Below are 18,836 nucleotides of genomic sequence, written 5' to 3'. Positions count from 1 at the left end.
AATGAAAATGCCTCACTCTGGCAGATGAAAGCCTTCCAGGCAAAAGCAGTGATTCATCGGTCCACTTCCTTGTCCCAAATCCAGGTTTGCCCGCAGAGCTCCGGAGATATAAGCCTTGGCCTGCCGAACGCTCGCGTTTAGATCAAGCCCCGCCGCTAAGCCGCAGGCAATGGCTGAGGACAGCGTGCATCCGGTGCCGTGGGTATTGGGATTGTCGATCCGTTCCCCATAAAACCAGACGGACATGCCTTTATCATACAGCAGGTCATTGGCGTCATTCAGATGATGTCCTCCTTTTACCAATACCGCGCTTCCGGTATTTCTTCCGATCTGCTCCGCCGCTTCCGCCATATCTTCCGGTGTTTGGATCTTCCGAGCCGCCAGGACTTCCGCTTCCGGAATATTCGGCGTAATCACGGTGGCCAAGGGAAGAAAACGGTGAATGAGGCAGTTGGCCGCATCTTCGGCCAGAAGCCTGCTTCCACTGGTAGAAACCATCACTGGGTCTACTACGATATTTTTCGCCTGATATTGCTCCAATTTATCCGCGATCACATGAATCAACGCGGTGTTCGAAACCATACCGATTTTTACCGCATCCGGTACAATATCCGAAAAGATGCAGTCCAGCTGCTGGGCCACAAATTCCGGCGTAGCTTCCTGAATCCCATACACTCCCGTCGTATTCTGCGCCGTCAAAGCGGTGATGACGCTCATGCCGTACATACCATGAGCCGCCATGGTTTTCAAATCCGCCTGTATTCCTGCGCCGCCGCTGCAGTCAGAGCCTGCGATTGTTAAAACCTTTTTCATCTCATTCATCCTTCTTTTCCTTTCTGCCGCTTACAACAGCTCCATGTCAAACAGCGAAATCTGATTGGTTACCGGCAAGTCTCCAAAAAGGCCCATATCCGCCATCAAATCGATGGTACTTCTGCTGATCTTCGTCCGCTGATAAAAATCTTCTCTGGACAAAAAGCGTTCCTTTTTTGCCTCTGCCATCACCGCTTCCGCCGCCTTTTCTCCCATGCCGTCAATGCTGCACAAAGACGGCATGATTTTTCCATCGAAGATCTGGAAATGAGTCGCGTGGGCTCGGTAAATATCAATCGGCATAAATTCAAATCCCCGGACGTACATCTCCTGGACAATCCGCATATCCCGAAGGGTGACTTTTTCTTTATCCGTCAGGTTATCGCCATTGTTCCGGTACATCTTTAAATTCATCTCTAAAACGTCCCGTCCGCGGCACATCAATTCATAGTTAAAGCCCGTGGCCCGGATTCCAAAAAAGGCCGTGTAGTATTCCAAGGGATGATAAACTTTACAGTAAGCAATCCGCCAGGCCATCATTACATAGGCAGCCGCATGGGCTTTCGGAAACATATATTTGATCTTCTTGCAGGAGTCAATATACCAGTCCGGAACGTTCGCGTCCCGCATGGCCTTCTCGTGCTCCGGCGTCAGCCCCTTTCCTTTCCGAACCTTTTCCATGATGTTAAAGGAAAGACTCTTGTCCATTCCCATGGAAATCAGATACAGCATGATATCGTCACGGGTACAGATGGCTGTCTGCAGCGTAGCCTTACCCGAAAGAATCAAATCCTGAGCATTGCCCAGCCATACATCCGTACCATGGGCCAAGCCGGCGATCCGCACCAAATCTGAAAAACACTGGGGCTTGGAATCAATCAGCATCTGCATAGCAAAATCTGTTCCAAACTCCGGAATTCCCAAGGCTCCCAGCTTACAGCCTCCGATATCCTCCGGAGTAATGCCTAAGGCGGATGTATCCTTAAATAAAGACATCACCTTCGGGTCGTCCAGCGGAATCTTTCTGGCATCGATTCCAATCAAATCCTCCAAACGCCGGATCATCGTCGGATCATCGTGTCCGAGAATATCCAGCTTCAACAAATTCTGGTCGATGGAATGGTAATCAAAATGGGTCGTCACTGTGCTGGTGGTCATATCATTGGCCGGATGCTGAATGGGAGTAAAAGAATAGATCGTCTCCCCCTTCGGCATCACCACAATACCGCCTGGATGCTGGCCGGTGCTTCTTCGCACGCCGACGCAGCCTGCCGCAATCCGCTCAATCTCACAGCGGCGCTTGACCATATTTTTCTCCTCATAATACTTCATGACAAAGCCATAGGCCGTTTTGTCTGCCAGCGTACCAATGGTCCCTGCACGGAAGGTATGTCCCTTTCCGAATAACACTTCCGTATAGTCATGGGCATGGCTTTGATATTCTCCGGAGAAGTTCAGATCGATATCCGGTTCCTTATCTCCCTTAAATCCCAGGAATGTCTCGAAAGGAATGTCAAACCCATCCTTTAACATTAGAGTACCGCACTTGGGGCATGCCCGATCGGGCATGTCGCATCCCGCGCTTCCCGCGTAGGCCTTGACTTCGTCGGAATCAAAATCACTATATTTACAGTGAGGGCAGACGTAGTGAGGGCTTAAGGGATTTACTTCCGTAATGTCCGACATGGTAGCCACAAAGGAGGAGCCGACGGAACCACGGGAACCAACGAGATATCCGTCGTCAATGGACTTTTTCACCAGACGCTGGGCAATGATATACATGACCGCGTAGCCATTTCCAATGATGGAAGTCAGCTCTTTCTCCAAACGCTCCGATACGATCGTCGGAAGGGGGGTACCATAAATGCTCTCCGCTTTTTTGTAGCACATCTCCCGCAGTTCTTCCTCGGAACCCTCAATAACCGGCGGACACTTGTCCAATCGAACCGGCAGGATCTTTTCGCAGGAGTCCGCCACCCGGTTCGTATTGGTGATGACGATCTCTTCCGCCTTTTCTTTTCCAAGATAGGCGAACTCTTCCAGCATCTCCTCTGTGGTGCGAAGATACAAAGGCGCCTGCAAATCCGCGTCGGCAAAGCCCTTGCCCTTCATCAAAATCCGCCGGTACACCTCATCTTCCGGATTGAGGAAATGCACGTCGCAGGTACCCACGACCGGTTTTCCCAGTCGATCTCCCAGATCAACCACTCTCCGGTTTAAATTCTGTAAATCCTCGATGGTTTTCGCTTCAAATTTGTCGTCCCGAAGCATAAACTCATTGTTGCCGATGGGCTGGATTTCCAGATAGTCGTAATATTTTGCAATGGCAATCAGTTCTTCATCCGTTTTTTTATCTAAGATGGCCCGAAACAACTCCCCCGCCTCGCAGGCAGAACCGATCAGGATTCCCTCCCGGCACTCGCTCAGCAAACTTTTGGGAATCCGGGGCCAGCGATGAAAATACGTCAGATGGGACTCCGACACCAAACGGTACAGATTCATCCGGCCAATATCGTTTTGCGCCAGCAAAATAATGTGATACGACTTCGCTTTTTGGATATCTTCCACCGTATCTCCCGGCTGATCGTTCACCACATAGGCTTCACAGCCATAGATAATCTTGATATCCAGCTTTTCCGCCGTGTGCATGGCTTCCGGAAAAGCCTGAACCACACCGTGGTCCGTGATGGCGATCGCTTTCTGTCCCCAGGCAGCCGCCTGTTTCACAATGGACGCGGCATCAGAAACCCCATCCATATCGCTCATCTTCGTATGACAGTGGAGTTCCACCCGCTTTACCGGACTCTTGTCCTTCCGTCCTCCCGCTCCATGCTCCAATTTTTTGATTCCCTGCACAGAGGCGATGGTCAGCTCCTTGTCAAATTTGTCAAACACCGTGCGCCCCTTGACAGCCACCCAGTGCCCCGTCTTTAAGAAGCCAAGCAACCCGTCCTTTTCTTCCGGCTTACAGAATATTTTTACAAGAATTGAATCCCGATGGTCGGTAACCACAAAGGTGATAATCCAATTTCCTGTCTTAATCACACGCGTGTCCACACGGATGATCTCTCCCTGGATGACCACGTCTCCGATTTCTTCCACGATTTGATCAATGGGAAGCGGTTCATCACTGAAATCCCGTCCATAACCTTCTGCCTCTTCCAGTAACCTGGCGCGAGGCGCCCGGCGGAATTCTTGTTTCTTATGCTCTTTCGCGGCCGCAACCTCTTCGCCGGCCTTTGCTTCCTGGGCATGACGGCTGATCTGAGCCGCTTCCGCCAACATCGCTTCCTCGCCGGCCTCATGCCAGGACTTGTGAACCACCTTGCCAAGATGGCAGCGAACTTCCAGGGGAATTCCCAGGCGCTCGTTAAAAATCTTTTCCAGAATCCGGCAAAGTTCCTGGCTGCGGGAATGATTGACGATATTCTCTTCCGCCTCCAACACCATCACCTGCGGGTCCGGAAAAGTGATCTTTGCCGTTCGGAACAGATTGTAGTCCATCAGATGCCAGCCTTTTAACTCCAACAAAATGCTGTCTCGATAGCGGGCCATGGCATCTTCCGCGCTCATCTCTCCCAGCTCATACCGCTCATAAATCTTTACCGTTACATTTTTATGGGCAAAAAATTGTTTTTTGATCGCTGCTTCCAATATGTAAATATCCCGCTTCGCAATCAATTCCCGGCATTCCAGATAAATGCGGATCATGCTTCGATCCCTCGGCATGGTCACCCGCGTCACTGTCGCCCCATCCAAGATCTGCATCAGATGATCCGCGGTTTGCAGATTGGGAAGTACTTCCCAAAAGCTTTTATTCATATTCCTTCTCCCAATGGGCAATTTCCAGCTCCAACGCAGACAGCAGCTCCTCCTCCGGCACTTTCCGCAGGATCTCCCCTTTTCGTATCAGCAGTCCTTCTCCCTTTCCGCCTGCAATACCAAGGTCCGCCTCTCTGGCCTCTCCCGGCCCATTGACCACGCAGCCCATCACCGCCACCTTCAAATCCAGATCATAACGAGAGGCCATTTCCTCCACCTGATTGGCAAGGCCGATCAGATCAATGTTGGTTCGCCCGCACGTGGGACAGGAAACCACCCGGATCCCCGCCTTCCGAAGGCCCAAGGACTGCAAAATCTTTCTCGCCGCAAAAACCTCTTCCCGGGGATCGCCTGTCAGGGAAACTCGGATGGTATCTCCGATTCCACGGGAGAGAATCGCGCCAAGACCTACCGCCGACTGAATGGTTCCCGTCCGGATGGTTCCGGCCTCCGTGATTCCGATATGAAGCGGCAGATCCGTCTTGTCCGCAATCTGTTCATGGGCCTCGATGCACATGGGAACGTCAGAGGATTTGATACTGATCACCAGATTGTCATACCCCATATCCTCAATCAGGCGAACCTGCTTCAACGCGCTCTCTACCAGCCCCTCCGCCGTAACGCCTCCGAATTTTTCCAACAGTTCCTTTTCCAGAGAACCGCTGTTGACTCCCACCCGGATCGGAATATTCCGCTCCTTTGCACAATCCACCACGGCTTTTACTTTCTCCCGGCCGCCGATATTTCCCGGATTGATCCGAATCTTATCCGCGCCGTATTCGATCGCCGCGATGGCCAGGCGGTAGTCAAAGTGAATATCCGCCACCAGAGGGATATGGATTCTTTTTTTGATCTGCCGGAAAGCCGCAGCGGCTTCCAATGTCGGAACCGTGGACCGGATGATCTCGCATCCAGCTTCCTCCAACGCCAGAATCTGGGCTACGGTGGCCTCCACATCTTCCGTCTTTGTATTTGTCATCGATTGGATGGCGACCGGCGCGTCGCCGCCGACCGGCACGCCTCCAATCCAAAGCTTTCTCGACTTTCTCCTCATCCGTATCCTCCTGCGCTATCCAAAAATCCGCGCAATATCATTGTATAATACGACCACCATCAACAACATCAAAAGCGCAAACCCCACGGTATGCACCATTCCCTCTTTATCTGGGGACACTGGTTTTCCCCGCAGCGCTTCGATAATCAAAAAGACCAGACGTCCGCCGTCCAGCGCAGGAATCGGCAGCAAATTAAAGACACCCAGATTGGCGCTCAGCAAAATTGCTAAATTCAATACATTCAGCAGCACATACAGCGCCCCGTCGCTTCGGCTTTGTTCCACCGTGGTGTCAATCAAAGAGACAATCCCCACCGGGCCGGACATATCCTTGATGCCAGCCTGGCCGGTCACCAACATCTTTAGAGACGTAAAGCAAAAAGATACCCAGTAACGAACCTCCTGGACGCCGCCCTTTAGTACGCCGAGCACATCGGTCTTTTCCCGGTAATCGCTGGCCCGAAATCCCAGCGCAGCGCCTTCCTGTTTTTCCGGCGTCAACGTCACGTCAAAAGGCTTTCCATTTCGCTCCAATTCCAACTCTAGAGGCGAACCGTCAATGGGATGTTCCGCCAGATAGCTCCCCAGCTCTTCCCCCGTGGCAACAGCAGTCCCATTGATACGAAGCACCACGTCTCCCACTTCAATCCCTGCCTGCGCAGCCGGAGAATTTTCCGTCACTTCCGAAAAAGCCGGACGATCCTTGGTCGCAAAATAGCTGATTCCCATGCGGTAGGCCGTATAATGCGGGTCCAGAGAAACCGTATATTCTTTTCCTCCCCGCTCGTAAGTAACTGCGATATTTTTACCATCCATCGGGTGATTTAGAAAATACAGATCGATATCCCGGCCCAGGGAAATTCCTTTTCCATTGATCGCCGTGATCACGTCTCCCTCTTGAAGATCCGCCTGTTCGGCGCCGTATCCCTTTTGCACATGATAAATTTTCGCTGGATTGGAACCGGCGATCGCAATTACGACTAGAGCCAAAAGAAACGCAAAAAGGAAATTAAACAGCGGCCCAGCTGCCACCACCGAAATCCGGGCCCAAACCGATTTTTTGTGAAACGCGTTGGGTTCGTCGCTCTCGGAATCCTCGCCGATCATCATACAAGAACCGCCGAAGGGAATCCACTTTAAGGAGTACTTGGTCTCTCCGATCTGTTTGCTGACAATACGCGGCCCCATGCCAATGGAAAACTCAATGACTCCGATCCCCGCCTTCTTTGCCAGAAGGAAATGTCCGAGCTCATGGGTCAAAACTAAAAAGCCAAATACAAGAAACGCAATTAGAATACTCAAAAGTTATACCCTACTTTCTATAACTTACGACTAGCGTCCGTATGCCAAAAGATCATCCGACCGCCAAACACAAATAAAATCAAATTTCCCTGCTCAGCAGGAACCGTACTGCCGGTTCAAAAATTCCACCACCGATGCTTCCGTCTCCAAAATTTGAGAAACGGTCGGGTTCGGAATGACCCGATGGGATTCCATCGCCGCCTCGATCGAATCCGTGATCGAGAGAAAAGAGATCTCTCGATTCAAAAATTTGGCCACCGCCCATTCATTGGCCGCGTTAAAGACCGTCGGCAGACTGCCTCCTGCTTCCCCAGCCTGATAAGCGAGGGCCAATCCACGAAAGTTAACGAGATCCGGCGCTTCAAACGTCAGCTGGCCCATGGTCCGAAAATCCAACCGGCCTCCGGAGAGATTCCGACGCTCCGGATAATACAGGGCATACTGGATCGGCAGCTTCATATCCGGCGTGCCAAGCTGGGCCAAAACCGCTCCATCCTCAAATTCTACCATGGAATGAATCACGCTTTGAGGCTGAACCACCACCTCCACCTTGGAAAGCGGCACGCCAAACAGCCAGCCGGCCTCCATCACTTCCAGTCCTTTGTTTACCATGGTGGCAGAATCAATGGTGATTTTTCGTCCCATGGTCCAGTTGGGATGCTTCAACGCATCCTCCACCTGGACGTCCTTCATCTGCTCCCGGCTCCAGCCGCGAAAAGGGCCGCCGGACGCCGTCAGAAGAATCCGGCTGACCGCATTCCCTTTCTCCCCGTGAAGCACTTGAAAAATCGCGCTGTGCTCGCTGTCCACCGGGAGAATCTGAACTCCTTTTTCCCTAGCCAGAGGAATGATCCGATGACCTGCCGTCACCAAAGTTTCCTTATTGGCCAGAGCGATATCTTTTCCCGCCTCCATCGCCGCTATGGTCGGACGGATTCCCACCATGCCGACCACGGCCGTCACTACCAGTTCCGCCTTCGCTTCCACAGCCGTCTCGATCAAGCCGTCCATGCCAGCCACGATCTTCACCGGCAAATCCGCCACCCGGACCGCCAGTTCCTTTGCCGCCGTCTCGTCGAATACGCAGGCGATCGACGGAAGAAACTCCCGGATCTGCCTCTCCAAAAGCTCCGTCCGGGACCCTGCTGCAAGGCCAGTCACCCGGAAATCGCCGTTCGCCCGGACCACCTCTAAAGTTTGGGTACCGATGGAACCAGTGGAGCCAAGTATCACGATATTTCTCATCTGCAGTCCTCCGCGTTTATCCAAATACCTGCATCAGCGCAAAAATAATCGGCGCGGTGATAATCACACTGTCAAACCGGTCCAAAATTCCGCCGTGACCAGGGATCAGCTTCCCATAATCTTTGATTTCATAATTTCTTTTGATTGCCGACGCCGCCAGATCCCCAATCTGGGAAATTACGGCTCCAGCCGCGCTTAAAATAGCGACAAAAAGCACCGGGTTTGCAAAAATCGTGATATGTTCCCGCAGGATTGACGCATAGATCACGCCGATCAGCGCCGCGCCAACCACGCCGCCGATACCGCCTTCCACGGATTTTTTCGGGCTCAGTACAGGAGCCATCTTATGCTTCCCAATTAGTATACCCACACAATAGGCGCAAGTATCACAGCCCCAGGAACAAATGAAAATCAGCCAGACCAGATACGCGCCGCTCTCCGCGATCCGGACCTGATAGATAAACGAAATCATCACCGCCACGTAGAACAGTCCAAAAAAGGCCGCCATCACCTGATCCGCTTTATATTTGGGGAATGTCAGCACATAGACCGCCATCAAAGCGATCAAAAATCCCGTCAATCCCAGCAATGCCAGCTCTGTACGGCCAAAATAGACCATCGCGTAATACCCGGCCGCCGCCAAATATCCCACCGCGCCAAGCAGCGTTTTATGAAAATCAAAAATCCGGTAAAGCTCCATCATCCCCATCCATGATATGAGAAGAAGCCCGGCAAAAAGAACATTTCCTCCCATCACCATCAGGAAAATCGTTATCACCATCAGCAGTATGCTACTGCGAAACCGTACCCAAAACATAACTCGCTCCTATCGGCCACCGAAACGGCGGTCTCTTTCGTTGTAAACCTGAATTGCACGGATTAAATCTTCTTTATGGAAATCCGGCCAATATACATCCGTAAAGTAGAGCTCCGTATAGGCCATCTGCCACATCAGATAATTGGAAAGCCGCTGCTCTCCGCTGGTCCGAATCATCAAATCCGGATCCGGAATATCCGCCGTATCCAAATAAGACGCAATGGTTTCCTCTGTAATCGCATCCGGGTCCAGCTTCCCTGCCGCAGCGTCCTTTGCCAGACGACGCATACCGCGGGTAATCTCATCCCGCCCCCCGTAATTCACGGCGATCACAAAGGTCATGCCCGTATTATTTCTGGTTTCCCAGACAAGGGTATCGATTCCATCGATAATATCGCTGTCAAAGCGGCTTTCCTCCCCGATCATCTTCACTCGTACATTGTTGGCCATCGCCACCTTTAACAGCTTTCGCATGTAATAGCGAAACAGCTGCATCAGAGCGCTTACTTCATCTGCGGAGCGTTTCCAGTTTTCCGTAGAAAAGCCATAGACCGTCAAATAGCCAATGCCAAGCCTGGCCGCATCCTCCACAATCTGCTCCAGATTTTCACAGCCGGCCTTGTGGCCTAGCTTTCGGGGAAGGCCATGGGCTTTTGCCCAACGGCCGTTTCCGTCCAATATGATCGCTACATGATTCGGTACCTGCAAATCTTCCATATATCTTCCTTTCGCATCAATTAATGCTATGATGTCGGAGGCAAAAGACCTTTTGTTCTGATGCTTACGGATCCCAAAGTCATGTATCGACATGCAAGCATGTCATACATGACCTTTTGACCCTAGCATCATCATATTTTCCTCCATCATGGAAAAGGTCATTCTGAGGTCAGATGTGCCCGAAGGATATTTACCCGCACTTTCACTCAGAATGACTCTCTTTTCACACATACAGCCGAACCAGACAGATTATACCGTCATAATCTCCTTGGTCTTTGCTTCTGTTTCCTTGTCCACTTTCCCGCCGAACTTATCGGTCAGCTTTTGGATGTCCTCCTCCGCAGACTTGACGTCGTCCTCTGTAAACTCGCCGTCTTTTTCCATCTTTTTTATCTTGTCATTGGCATCGCGGCGGATATTCCGGATCGCCACCTTGGCGGCCTCTCCTTTTTTCTTGATGTCTTTCGCCAGCTCTTTTCTGCGGTCTTCCGTCAGCTCCGGGAAGATCAGCCGGATAATGGATCCGTCGTTGTTTGGATTGATCCCGATATCCGACGTATTGATCGCCTTTTCAATGGCCTTGATCAGGCTCTTATCCCATGGCTGAATCTGAAGAATACGCGCTTCCGGCACAGAAATCGTAGCCACCTGAGGAAGGGGCGTCGGCGCGCCGTAATAGTCTACCGTCAACTTGTTCAAGATCGCCGGATTTGCCCGTCCAGCGCGAATCGTCGAAAACTCATCCAGCAGACTGTTCAACGTTTTTTGCATCTTTTCCTCATAAACTTGTAATCTCTCGTCCATAACATCCTCCTTAAACGGTCACACGCGTGCCGGTGATATTTCCCATCATTGCCTGATAAATACTGTCTTCGCCTTCCAATCCAAACACAGCCATGGGCATCCGATTTTCCATACAAAGAATGGACGCCGCCAAATCAATCACCTGTAACTTCTTTTCCACCACCTCTTCGATGGTAATAAAATCAAATTTTTTCGCTTGGGGATTCACCTTTGGATCGCTGTCGTAAACGCCGTCGACAGCTTTTGCCAGCAAAATCTCATCGGCCTCCATCTCAATGGCGCGGAGGACCACCCCGGTATCCGTTGAAAAATAGGGATGTCCTGTCCCCCCGGCAAAAAACACGACTTTGCCGGACGACAGCGCTTCCTCCGCCTCGTCCTTTGAAAAAAGCTTCGTCACGCCGCCGATGGTAAATGCGCTGAACACCTCGGTTCGGATTCCCAGATATTGAAAGAGAGACGACACATAAATGCAGTTCATCACTGTCGCCAGCATTCCGATCTGATCGGCTTTTACCCTGTCGATCGCATTGCTGCTGCGCCCCCTCCAAAAGTTGCCGCCGCCAATCACAATGGCCACCTGGATACCGGCTTCTACCGAACGCTTTACCTGACCGGCAACCCGGCGTACCGTCTCCTCGTCAAAGCCAGTTTTTTTATCTCCGGCCAGAGCCTCCCCGCTTAATTTCAGCAGGATTCTTCTCTGTTTTTCCATGGAATTTCTCCCTACGCTTCGTATTTTTACGCCAGAAATTTCTTCCGGCATCGTCTGTTTTAGTGTAGCATAAATGAAAGGAAATGTCTATAAAGCCTCTCTCATTTTATCCAAAAACGAATAAGGCACCAACAGATCTCCATAGCCACATCCAAGCTCCAAGCCTTTCTTTAACGTCCCGTGGAAGTCGCTGCCGCCGGAGCGAAGGCAAGAGAACTCCCTGGCAAGGGCCTCCGTCTTCTCCTTCCACCAACCGTCGTATTCGCTGTAGCGTGTCTCCAAGCCATCCGCGCCCTGCTCCAAAATCAGCCGGCAAACCCGCAGGCTGTCTTCCGGGCTGTCCCGGTAAATCTGATGCGGGTGCGCCACAAAAGCCAATCCGCCTGCCTCATGAATCCGCAAAATCGCCTCCGCAGGCGGCGGCGTCATGCGCCTGACGTATCCGGCGCATCCCCGTATCAGGTACGTCCGAATCGCCGTTTTTACATCCGGCGCATAACCTCGGTCCACCAACAGCTTTCCGATGTGTCCGCGGGTCAAAATCGCCTCGTCTCCATAGCGTTTCAAATCTTCCATCGAAACCGAAAAACCTGCGTCCGCAAGTTTTTGGATGGAAGCCCGGTTTCTTTCGTTCCTAGTTTCCCTCATCCGCTGAAGGCTGGCTTGAAGAGAAGGGCATTCCGGCCGTAAAAACAAACCGATGATGTGTATTTCCCGTTCTTCCAGATTCGTACTAAATTCAATTCCCGGTATCACTTCCATCCCGATCCGAGCCCCCTCCGCCATAGCGGCTGTCAGTCCGGCGGTGGTATCGTGATCCGTAACCGCAACGGCGGAAAGGCCTTTTTTCTTTGCCAGATGGATGAGTTCCCCAGGACTTATGGTTCCATCGGAACAGGTGGTATGGGCATGGAGATCTACCCGTTTTTCTTCCTTTGCAGGCCGTACATATTCGTCCATGATTCGCTTCTTTCTATCTTCGACATCCGTTTGTTAACGGAACCTATTATACCAGACCCCTCCTCGCAGGGCAAGGCGTCCGATTCTGAATTTTTCGTAAACCCCGGACGCCAAAACGACCTCCTTTCATTAACAAAGACTTCTTCTCGCGCTAAAGATTCCGCCCTTCCATCTGATAGCATTTTTCTCTCCACATCTTTCCGATCCGCTGAAGCTCAGCCGCTGTTCCTGCCAATTCATCGTATTGGGCTTTCGCGGAAAGAAGCTGCGCTTCATATTCCTTTTTTAGACGCTGCACCTGCTCGTCTGCCGCCGCCGCCCGGCCCTGATCGCTTTTTAAGATCGCAATCTCCTCTTCTTTCTCCATCAATTGCCGCCTTAACGCCTCTTTTTCTTCCTCTTCCTGTTCCTGCCAGGCGTCCCACGTCTCCTCCTGGGCTTTCCTCTCGTTCTCCGCTTCCTGCCGGAAGCGTTCCTCCACGTTCTCCTTCTCCTTTCGCAAAGCTTCCAATTGCTCCCGGTACACCGACTCCCGCTCTGCTTGAAGCTTCCGCCACTCTTCCTCCTGTTTTTGCTCCCGCTCTCCGACTTCCTCCCATGTCATTCTACCCGTCCATCGATAGACCACGCCGCCTTCTGGATGCGCTCCTCCGATCAGCAAATACTGCTCTCCCTCCCATTCCAGGTAAGAAAGCTTCCCAGGCGACGCGTCTCCTTCCCGAATCTGACCGGCTTGCTCTGGCAGATACGGCGCTGCCGCATGAAATTCAAACCGTTCCTTTACAGGGTTCCAACATTGATAGAAAAGAACCAGCGCATCTTCCTTGGCCGCCAGAATCAGGTCGCTGAATTTACACCGGTCCGTTCCTTCCGTCAATACAATCTTTTCCCGTCCTCCCCCTAGTATATCCACCGCCACCTGATGTTCTAAATTTTCATAAGCAAAATAAATACTTCCCTGGAACAATACGGAAGTCAAACCGCCGAGGCAGTCGCTTTTTTGGGCCACCGGTGAAATTCCCCGGCGCAAAGTAAGGAGAGCCGCCATCACTTTGTTCCCCTCCTGGTACAAGGCAATCTGGCCCCCTTCCGCCCGCAGATAAATCTGATTCATACTATTGCCTTTCTTTTCTTTTTTTCTTGCTATTATCTTATGCAAGCAGGGCGAACAAAAAGAAACCGAAGGCATAGGATAAAGTAAGCATTCTATATGGAAAGGACATTCACCAAATGCCGAAAAGCAAACAAAACGGCTGTAAATGCCGTCCGAAACGCTATATCAGCAATGGAGTTCATACAAAGGGAAAATGCCATGACGTCTGCACCAATCCCATTTGTGGTGATCCGGATACTTTGACGCTGCTCGCGCCGGTTGTCTACGACGAATTGGGCATCAATCTTTGCCGTGCTATCCCGATTGATTTCCCGACTTTAACCGGAACCGTCGCCTGTATCTCCGCTCAGGTCATCGATGTAGCGTTTGCTACCGCAGGCCCTACTGCTACTACGGTTGCGCCGATCAACGGCCGCCCCAACTGCTATCTGGTCTCTTTGACCAATCTGACTGTCACCTTTGCCTTTAACCTTTATGACAATGCAAGCCGTCTTCTGGCGACAGAAACCGCCAGCGCGGTTTACCTGCCAGGAAACAGCGCGATTCCGGACTACGACTACTATGACGAGGATACCAATCCCAATTCGGTAGAATTGGAAATCTTCGCCCCTTATGGAGTCGCCAGTTCCAACACAACCATTGGCACTCCGGCGATTCAATTTACCGGATTCAATACAGCCTCCAATATGGTACGGGAAGGATTAAATCTGCTCGCAATCCCGAAAATTCTGGATTTCGATCTGACGACCCGGACCGCTACCGTTGGCCTCAGCCTTTATGTGAAAAGCATCTACTTTTCTCAGTACAAAATTCCTCACCAAGGCAAGGCAGCCGTACCGAAGGCTTGCTTACAGCCCACCGCCGACACGATCTGCATGGATTTTGTATCCGGCGACCTGCTGGATCTGTCCATCAAACCGTTGGAACTTGGACCGCCGAAGTATGAAGAATTTTTAAAGGAAGAGTGCGAAACACCCTGTGAACCCTGCTGCGGAACGCTCACTCCAGGAACCGGAGACCTTACCGGAACCTTCCCGCCAGCAGGAAACACCGCAGCCCCTTCCAACAATGAAGGAGAGCCTTCAGAGCCTGCGGGAAACGCCGAAGAAAGCGCTCCTGCTGGTGAAGAAGTTGTGGAATAAACTGGATTGGGCCACCCAAACGCTATCCTTCTTCCTGGATCTCGTTCCAGAAAGCGACTCGCTTTCCGGCGATAAAAGAAAAGACTAAAGCGGTTTGGACATGGCAAAGCAGTTTTCTCTGCATTTACAGATTTATGTAAGAGAAAAAAGCCATAGGATTTCCATTTTGGAATATCCTATGGCTTTTAAATCCCTCTTGCTTATCGTTCCTTCTCCTAAAAGGATTCCCCATTTAAAATTCTCTGGGGATTGTCGCAGATCATCTTCCGAATCTCCTCCCGTCGTACCTCGCACGACAGCAGCCCCTCGATAAACATCTGCATCCCTTCCACTGGACGTTCCCCGGAAAACTGCCCGCGGTCTGTCGCCAGATACAGCTGCTCTGCGCCCAGCTCCCGGATGCTGTCCGCCACCTGCGAAACAGTCGCCATCTTTAACGCAATATCCACCCAATCCTTTTCAATAAACGCTCCCAGCTTCAAAAACTCCTTCTGCTCAGCCACGGAAATCATCGTGTGGGAAAATTCCGGATGGGTGAGAACCATCGTTACGCCCTGCTTTCTGCCGGCTCGGCAGAGCTGGAAGGACTCTTCCGTGGTCAGATGGCCCGTGGAAACGCTGAGCCCATACTGTTTCGCCACCTCCAGAACCTCGTATACTTCTGGCTTCAGCCCGCCCTTTTCATCCAATACGAAGATGCCTTCCCGCTTTCTAAGATTTCCATATCCGGCATGGGCAATGCTGTTCCTAGAATCCTTTGTCGGCATCCAAACCATCCGAATCCCCGATTTTGCCGCCATTTCTACCGCATAGGGGTTTACGCCTCCCACAGACAAGTTTAAGGTGATGCTGCCATACAGTTTTGCCTGTCCGGAAAAATGCTGATTGGCAAGACAGGCCCGGCTCCCCGTAGATTCATAATGATTTTTAATCAATACGCCAGCCATCCCCGCCGCCTCGGCATCTTCCAAAATCTCATGGTCGCTCATTTTACGCTTTTCCACATCCGGCGAAGAATGCACATGCATATCATAAGCCCCTATCAAAAGCTCATCTATCTCTTCTCTTCTTGCGCCCATTGTAACCTCCTTCTCTTTCCCTCGCCAAGTTCTCTTTCTATCCTACCACAAATGGGCATAGCCGCACCAGCTATGCCCATCGAATTCTGTTTCTTTCTTCCTATTTCTTCCTGGTTTTACTTTACGCTGCCCGGAAGAGCCTTTAAATCCGCATAGCGGTTGTCCGCCTTATAAGGAGACTGCGCAACGGTTGCACGCACCTTTTTCTGACGATGTCCCGGCGCACCCCAGATAACCGTCACTTCTTTTCCCATCTCCGCATATTCCACATCGATGGAACAATGGGAAATTGTCTCTTTAAAGTAGTAGCTAAAGCAGCGGTTGGTCGCCAGACCAATCACACGGTCGCCATCCATCACGGCATCGGCATGATCGCAGTACCACTGGGTTCTAGGAAGTTCCATAAAGTCATACGGCTCCTCATCGCGGAACATGGAGGACGTAATATCCATCACATCTTCTGGATTCCACACCAGAGTAACCAATTTACGCTTGGGAGCTGCCGCGATCTTCTCCAGCGCTTCACGGCCATAGAAATCATGGGTGAATTTTACCCGGTTGGCCCAGCCCAACTCATAGGGATTGCGATACCAATCCTCAATTTTCTCCCCTTCAAAGCTTCCCCCCACTTTAAAGAAGCGGTCAAAGTCATGGAACTGCTCTTTATAGGCGTCCCAATATCCCTGCTCGGCATCGCCGGTCAGTGCCGGCAGATAATCATGGACAACCGTAGGGAAGCAGGCCTCCATATGATTTACCATTGCTGTTCTAGCGCCGATTCTACGAATTTTAAATTCCTGGCCTGCCTCATAGACCAGATCGTAGATCTGCTTGCCGAACTCCTTGGGTCCCTGAATTTCAAAGCCAATCTCACCGGCCATTCCCTGGCGGAGCAGATCCACCGGAACGCCATTGATTTCCGCCTGGCCGACGTGCATAAACTTGATGTCTCTCAAATTCTTACCAGTTACTTTTTCCATCAGGTAGATGGACTTAGGGCCGGATACCTGATATTTGAACTTGGTATCCCGCTTTTCCGATACTGTCAGCTGATAGCCGCCTTTTTTCGCATTGTAATCCAGCCAGCTCCATACTGGACCGCCCGACTGAAATTCAAAATCATCCTCGCCAAAACGGATCAAAATTCCTTCTCCGATAATATACCCTTCCTTATTGCAGAAAATCACGTGTTTTGCCTGGCGCAGAGCGTACTTGTCAAAGCTATTGACCGCAAAATCGCTGAAAAAGCGCAGGGCGTCCGGGCCGCTGACACGATACTCTACCATCTGGCTCCAATCGCCGATATAGCAGTCTTCTTTCCAGGAAAGGTTCTCATCCTGCCAGCCGCTGAACTCCATTGGCTCCCAGGATCTGGTAATCACGACATTTTGTCTCAGCTTTTTCAAATCGTAATTCATATTGCCCTCCTAATTCAACTCCATGCCAAGCATAGCGGCAGGGTTTTCTCTGGTCATTCTGCGGATATCTGCTTCCGGAATTCCCTCTTCCAGCATCAGGCAGATATAATTTTCCATGGAAGTTACCGGGCAGGGGTTAATCACCTGGCCGCTGTCGGTGCTCATCATCGTATGCTCCGGTCCCACTGCACGGATGGCGTCCGCAATCACAGAGGCCGGAATCGGATTTTTCATCTGATGGGTGGTGTCATTGACCACGTGCTCCAGCATGCTGGCTCCGCGGGATATGATTTCCTTCATATCCTGAATCGTATAGGCTTCCATAGGAGAAGTGGGGTGGGTCACTACGATTTTCTTTACGCCTCTCGCCTTTGCTTCCTCCACCAGAACCATCGCTTCCTCGATGGAAATATGTCCGGTCGCTAAAACGATATCCGCTTCTGCAATAATATCGATGATCTGGAGCACCTCGTCTTTCAGACGTCCCTGCTCATTTAACAGCCAGATTCCCTTCATTCCGCCCTTTAAGAGGGCCGCAAACATGGGAACGCTGTCCACCTCTTTCAGATAATGTTTGGCATGGATCGTCGGCATCCATACCTCCTTTGCGCCCATACGTACCGCTGTACGAACTGCTTCCGGATTTAAACCGCCCACACCATAGTTTAAGGATACGCCGCCAAATACCGGGAAATCCGTCACAATACCGGCGATCTTTGCCCTGGCTGCCGTCGGCTCCGAATGGCTCTTTAATAAAACAGCCGCCATACCAGCATCCTTTGCCTGCTGCGCCACTTCCACATCGTTTAAAAGCCTGGGAAAAACATCCGGGCCCGAATGAATATGGAAATCAATACATCCTTTTAACATCTCTTTTGCTTTTGCTCTGCAGTCCATCTTATCCTCCATTATTCCGCCCATTTGGGCTTTCCTTTATTCCTAGTCTGCGCGAAACTTCACGCCTAAAAGCTCCTCATACACACGGATCATACCGCCCTTGTCGCACTCTCCCAGCCCCTTTAGCAATGCCAGCTGATAGGTGGTCGTAGCGCTGGCCAAAACCGGCATGGGTATCTTTAAGTTGGCACCCAGCTCAGCGGCGCTGACCAAATCTTTATAAGCGTTATTGAGAGAGTATCCTTCGGAAAAGTTATCCTTTTGAATACGGGGAATAAAAAACTCGGAAGCATAACTGCGCCCGGTACCGCTGTTTACCACCTGGCCCACTTTCTCCACATCTAACCCCATCTTCACCGCCATGGGCAGAATCTCCGCCAGGCCAGCAACATTGATATCAAACAGCAGCTGATTCACCAATTTGGTTAGCTGGCCGCAGCCCTGTCCGCCCATATACAAAATCTTTGACCCAACTTTTTCCAAATACGGTTTCACTTTTTCAAAAACCGATTCTTCTCCGCCGCACATAATGGTAAGCGTGCCTTCCTTCGCGCGGGTCTCCATGCCGGAGATCGGCGCATCCAGAAAAGCTGCTCCCAAAGCTTTGCATTTTTCTGCGATTTCCAAAGTAGCCTTATATTTGATCGTGCTGAAATCAACAATGATCTGGCCTTCGTGAAGCACGTCTGCCAGTCCGTTCTCCCCAAATAAAACCTTTTCTACTACCTCCGTATTGGGAAGGCACAAAAAGATCAGATCGGCATCTTTCAAATCTTTTGGCGTTCTTGTTGTCCCAACGCCCATTTTTTCAAATACGTCGAACCCTTTTCCGCTTGCATTGCATACGGTCATCGGTTCCTTACAGGCAGCCATATTGACAGCCATATGCTTGCCCATCTGGCCTAGCCCGATAAATCCGATTGCCATGGTAACCTCC

The 18,836-nt window shown here is 51.1% G+C and carries 16 protein-coding genes; 1 reads left to right on the top strand and 15 read right to left on the bottom strand.

Annotation, left to right across the window (positions count from 1 at the left end; all coding sequences use genetic code 11):
* Positions 1–12: 12 nt before the first annotated feature.
* From thiD to ACCC71_RS04650, 11 genes are all read right to left on the bottom strand, one after another.
* Entirely contained in the window at positions 13–813 is an 801-nt protein-coding gene (gene thiD, locus ACCC71_RS04700) for a bifunctional hydroxymethylpyrimidine kinase/phosphomethylpyrimidine kinase (RefSeq protein ID WP_434311269.1), read from the bottom strand.
* Positions 814–843: 30 nt separating this feature from the next.
* Positions 844–4,635: a PolC-type DNA polymerase III gene (locus tag ACCC71_RS04695; RefSeq protein ID WP_434311268.1), complete on the bottom strand. Its 3,792-nt coding sequence runs from the start codon at positions 4,633–4,635 to the stop codon at positions 844–846.
* Positions 4,628–5,689, bottom strand: coding sequence for a flavodoxin-dependent (E)-4-hydroxy-3-methylbut-2-enyl-diphosphate synthase (gene ispG / locus ACCC71_RS04690; protein ID WP_434311267.1), 1,062 nt, complete (start codon positions 5,687–5,689; stop codon positions 4,628–4,630). The genes ACCC71_RS04695 and ispG overlap by 8 nt, the downstream gene beginning before the upstream one ends.
* A 15-nt stretch (positions 5,690–5,704) precedes the next feature.
* On the bottom strand, positions 5,705–6,991 hold the full coding sequence (gene rseP / locus ACCC71_RS04685; protein ID WP_434311266.1) for an RIP metalloprotease RseP: 1,287 nt from the start codon (positions 6,989–6,991) through the stop codon (positions 5,705–5,707).
* Positions 6,992–7,084: 93 nt separating this feature from the next.
* Entirely contained in the window at positions 7,085–8,236 is a 1,152-nt protein-coding gene (locus ACCC71_RS04680; RefSeq protein WP_434311265.1) for a 1-deoxy-D-xylulose-5-phosphate reductoisomerase, read from the bottom strand.
* Between the two features lie 16 nt (positions 8,237–8,252).
* Positions 8,253–9,053, bottom strand: a complete 801-nt coding sequence (locus ACCC71_RS04675; protein ID WP_434311264.1) for a phosphatidate cytidylyltransferase — start codon at positions 9,051–9,053, stop codon at positions 8,253–8,255.
* Positions 9,054–9,062: 9 nt separating this feature from the next.
* On the bottom strand, positions 9,063–9,770 hold the full coding sequence (locus ACCC71_RS04670; protein ID WP_434311263.1) for an isoprenyl transferase: 708 nt from the start codon (positions 9,768–9,770) through the stop codon (positions 9,063–9,065).
* Positions 9,771–10,019: 249 nt separating this feature from the next.
* Complete coding sequence (gene frr / locus ACCC71_RS04665) at positions 10,020–10,574, bottom strand: ribosome recycling factor (protein ID WP_434311262.1); 555 nt, start codon at positions 10,572–10,574, stop codon at positions 10,020–10,022.
* Between the two features lie 10 nt (positions 10,575–10,584).
* On the bottom strand, positions 10,585–11,289 hold the full coding sequence (gene pyrH / locus ACCC71_RS04660) for a UMP kinase (RefSeq protein WP_434311261.1): 705 nt from the start codon (positions 11,287–11,289) through the stop codon (positions 10,585–10,587).
* Positions 11,290–11,376: 87 nt separating this feature from the next.
* On the bottom strand, positions 11,377–12,249 hold the full coding sequence (locus tag ACCC71_RS04655) for a PHP domain-containing protein (protein WP_434311260.1): 873 nt from the start codon (positions 12,247–12,249) through the stop codon (positions 11,377–11,379).
* A gap of 151 nt (positions 12,250–12,400) precedes the next feature.
* The gene (locus ACCC71_RS04650; protein WP_434311259.1) at positions 12,401–13,363 is read right to left on the bottom strand and encodes a hypothetical protein; all 963 of its coding nucleotides are present in this window, start codon (positions 13,361–13,363) and stop codon (positions 12,401–12,403) included.
* Between the two features lie 116 nt (positions 13,364–13,479).
* Between ACCC71_RS04650 and ACCC71_RS04645 the strand changes: the two genes are divergently transcribed.
* Positions 13,480–14,505, top strand: a complete 1,026-nt coding sequence (locus tag ACCC71_RS04645) for a hypothetical protein (protein ID WP_434311258.1) — start codon at positions 13,480–13,482, stop codon at positions 14,503–14,505.
* A 215-nt stretch (positions 14,506–14,720) separates the two neighbouring features.
* On the opposite strand, the gene ACCC71_RS04640 is transcribed toward ACCC71_RS04645, so the two are convergent.
* The 4 genes from ACCC71_RS04640 to ACCC71_RS04625 all read right to left on the bottom strand — a co-directional run bounded on the left by ACCC71_RS04640 (position 14,721) and on the right by ACCC71_RS04625 (position 18,826).
* Complete coding sequence (locus ACCC71_RS04640) at positions 14,721–15,584, bottom strand: DUF6282 family protein (protein WP_434311257.1); 864 nt, start codon at positions 15,582–15,584, stop codon at positions 14,721–14,723.
* A 116-nt stretch (positions 15,585–15,700) separates the two neighbouring features.
* Positions 15,701–17,002 carry a hypothetical protein gene (locus ACCC71_RS04635; RefSeq protein ID WP_434311256.1) on the bottom strand — a complete coding sequence of 434 codons (1,302 nt, stop codon included), beginning with the start codon at positions 17,000–17,002 and terminating at the stop codon, positions 15,701–15,703.
* Positions 17,003–17,011: 9 nt separating this feature from the next.
* Complete coding sequence (locus ACCC71_RS04630) at positions 17,012–17,923, bottom strand: DUF6282 family protein (protein ID WP_434311255.1); 912 nt, start codon at positions 17,921–17,923, stop codon at positions 17,012–17,014.
* Between the two features lie 18 nt (positions 17,924–17,941).
* Entirely contained in the window at positions 17,942–18,826 is an 885-nt protein-coding gene (locus ACCC71_RS04625; protein WP_434311254.1) for an NAD(P)-dependent oxidoreductase, read from the bottom strand.
* Positions 18,827–18,836: the final 10 nt, after the last annotated feature.

The organism is Hominifimenecus sp. rT4P-3 (assembly GCF_051055405.1).
Taxonomy (GTDB): domain Bacteria; phylum Bacillota; class Clostridia; order Lachnospirales; family Lachnospiraceae; genus Pseudolachnospira.
Note: the sequence above shows the minus strand (reverse complement) of the source record. Positions and strands in the feature narration are given on the sequence as shown.

What these genes read in the sequence shown, in the direction of transcription:
- ACCC71_RS04635 (WP_434311256.1), bottom strand. Translation starts at nt 17,002, where the DNA reads ATGAATTACGATTTGAAAAAGCTGAGACAAAATGTCGTGATTACCAGA.
- ACCC71_RS04650 (WP_434311259.1), bottom strand. Translation starts at nt 13,363, where the DNA reads ATGAATCAGATTTATCTGCGGGCGGAAGGGGGCCAGATTGCCTTGTAC.
- frr (WP_434311262.1), bottom strand. Translation starts at nt 10,574, where the DNA reads ATGGACGAGAGATTACAAGTTTATGAGGAAAAGATGCAAAAAACGTTG.
- ACCC71_RS04675 (WP_434311264.1), bottom strand. Translation starts at nt 9,053, where the DNA reads ATGTTTTGGGTACGGTTTCGCAGTAGCATACTGCTGATGGTGATAACG.
- ACCC71_RS04630 (WP_434311255.1), bottom strand. Translation starts at nt 17,923, where the DNA reads ATGGGCGGAATAATGGAGGATAAGATGGACTGCAGAGCAAAAGCAAAA.
- ispG (WP_434311267.1), bottom strand. Translation starts at nt 5,689, where the DNA reads ATGAGGAGAAAGTCGAGAAAGCTTTGGATTGGAGGCGTGCCGGTCGGC.
- ACCC71_RS04655 (WP_434311260.1), bottom strand. Translation starts at nt 12,249, where the DNA reads ATGGACGAATATGTACGGCCTGCAAAGGAAGAAAAACGGGTAGATCTC.
- ACCC71_RS04625 (WP_434311254.1), bottom strand. Translation starts at nt 18,826, where the DNA reads ATGGCAATCGGATTTATCGGGCTAGGCCAGATGGGCAAGCATATGGCT.
- ACCC71_RS04645 (WP_434311258.1), top strand. Translation starts at nt 13,480, where the DNA reads ATGCCGAAAAGCAAACAAAACGGCTGTAAATGCCGTCCGAAACGCTAT.
- ACCC71_RS04680 (WP_434311265.1), bottom strand. Translation starts at nt 8,236, where the DNA reads ATGAGAAATATCGTGATACTTGGCTCCACTGGTTCCATCGGTACCCAA.
- ACCC71_RS04695 (WP_434311268.1), bottom strand. Translation starts at nt 4,635, where the DNA reads ATGAATAAAAGCTTTTGGGAAGTACTTCCCAATCTGCAAACCGCGGAT.
- ACCC71_RS04670 (WP_434311263.1), bottom strand. Translation starts at nt 9,770, where the DNA reads ATGGAAGATTTGCAGGTACCGAATCATGTAGCGATCATATTGGACGGA.
- ACCC71_RS04640 (WP_434311257.1), bottom strand. Translation starts at nt 15,584, where the DNA reads ATGGGCGCAAGAAGAGAAGAGATAGATGAGCTTTTGATAGGGGCTTAT.
- thiD (WP_434311269.1), bottom strand. Translation starts at nt 813, where the DNA reads ATGAAAAAGGTTTTAACAATCGCAGGCTCTGACTGCAGCGGCGGCGCA.
- pyrH (WP_434311261.1), bottom strand. Translation starts at nt 11,289, where the DNA reads ATGGAAAAACAGAGAAGAATCCTGCTGAAATTAAGCGGGGAGGCTCTG.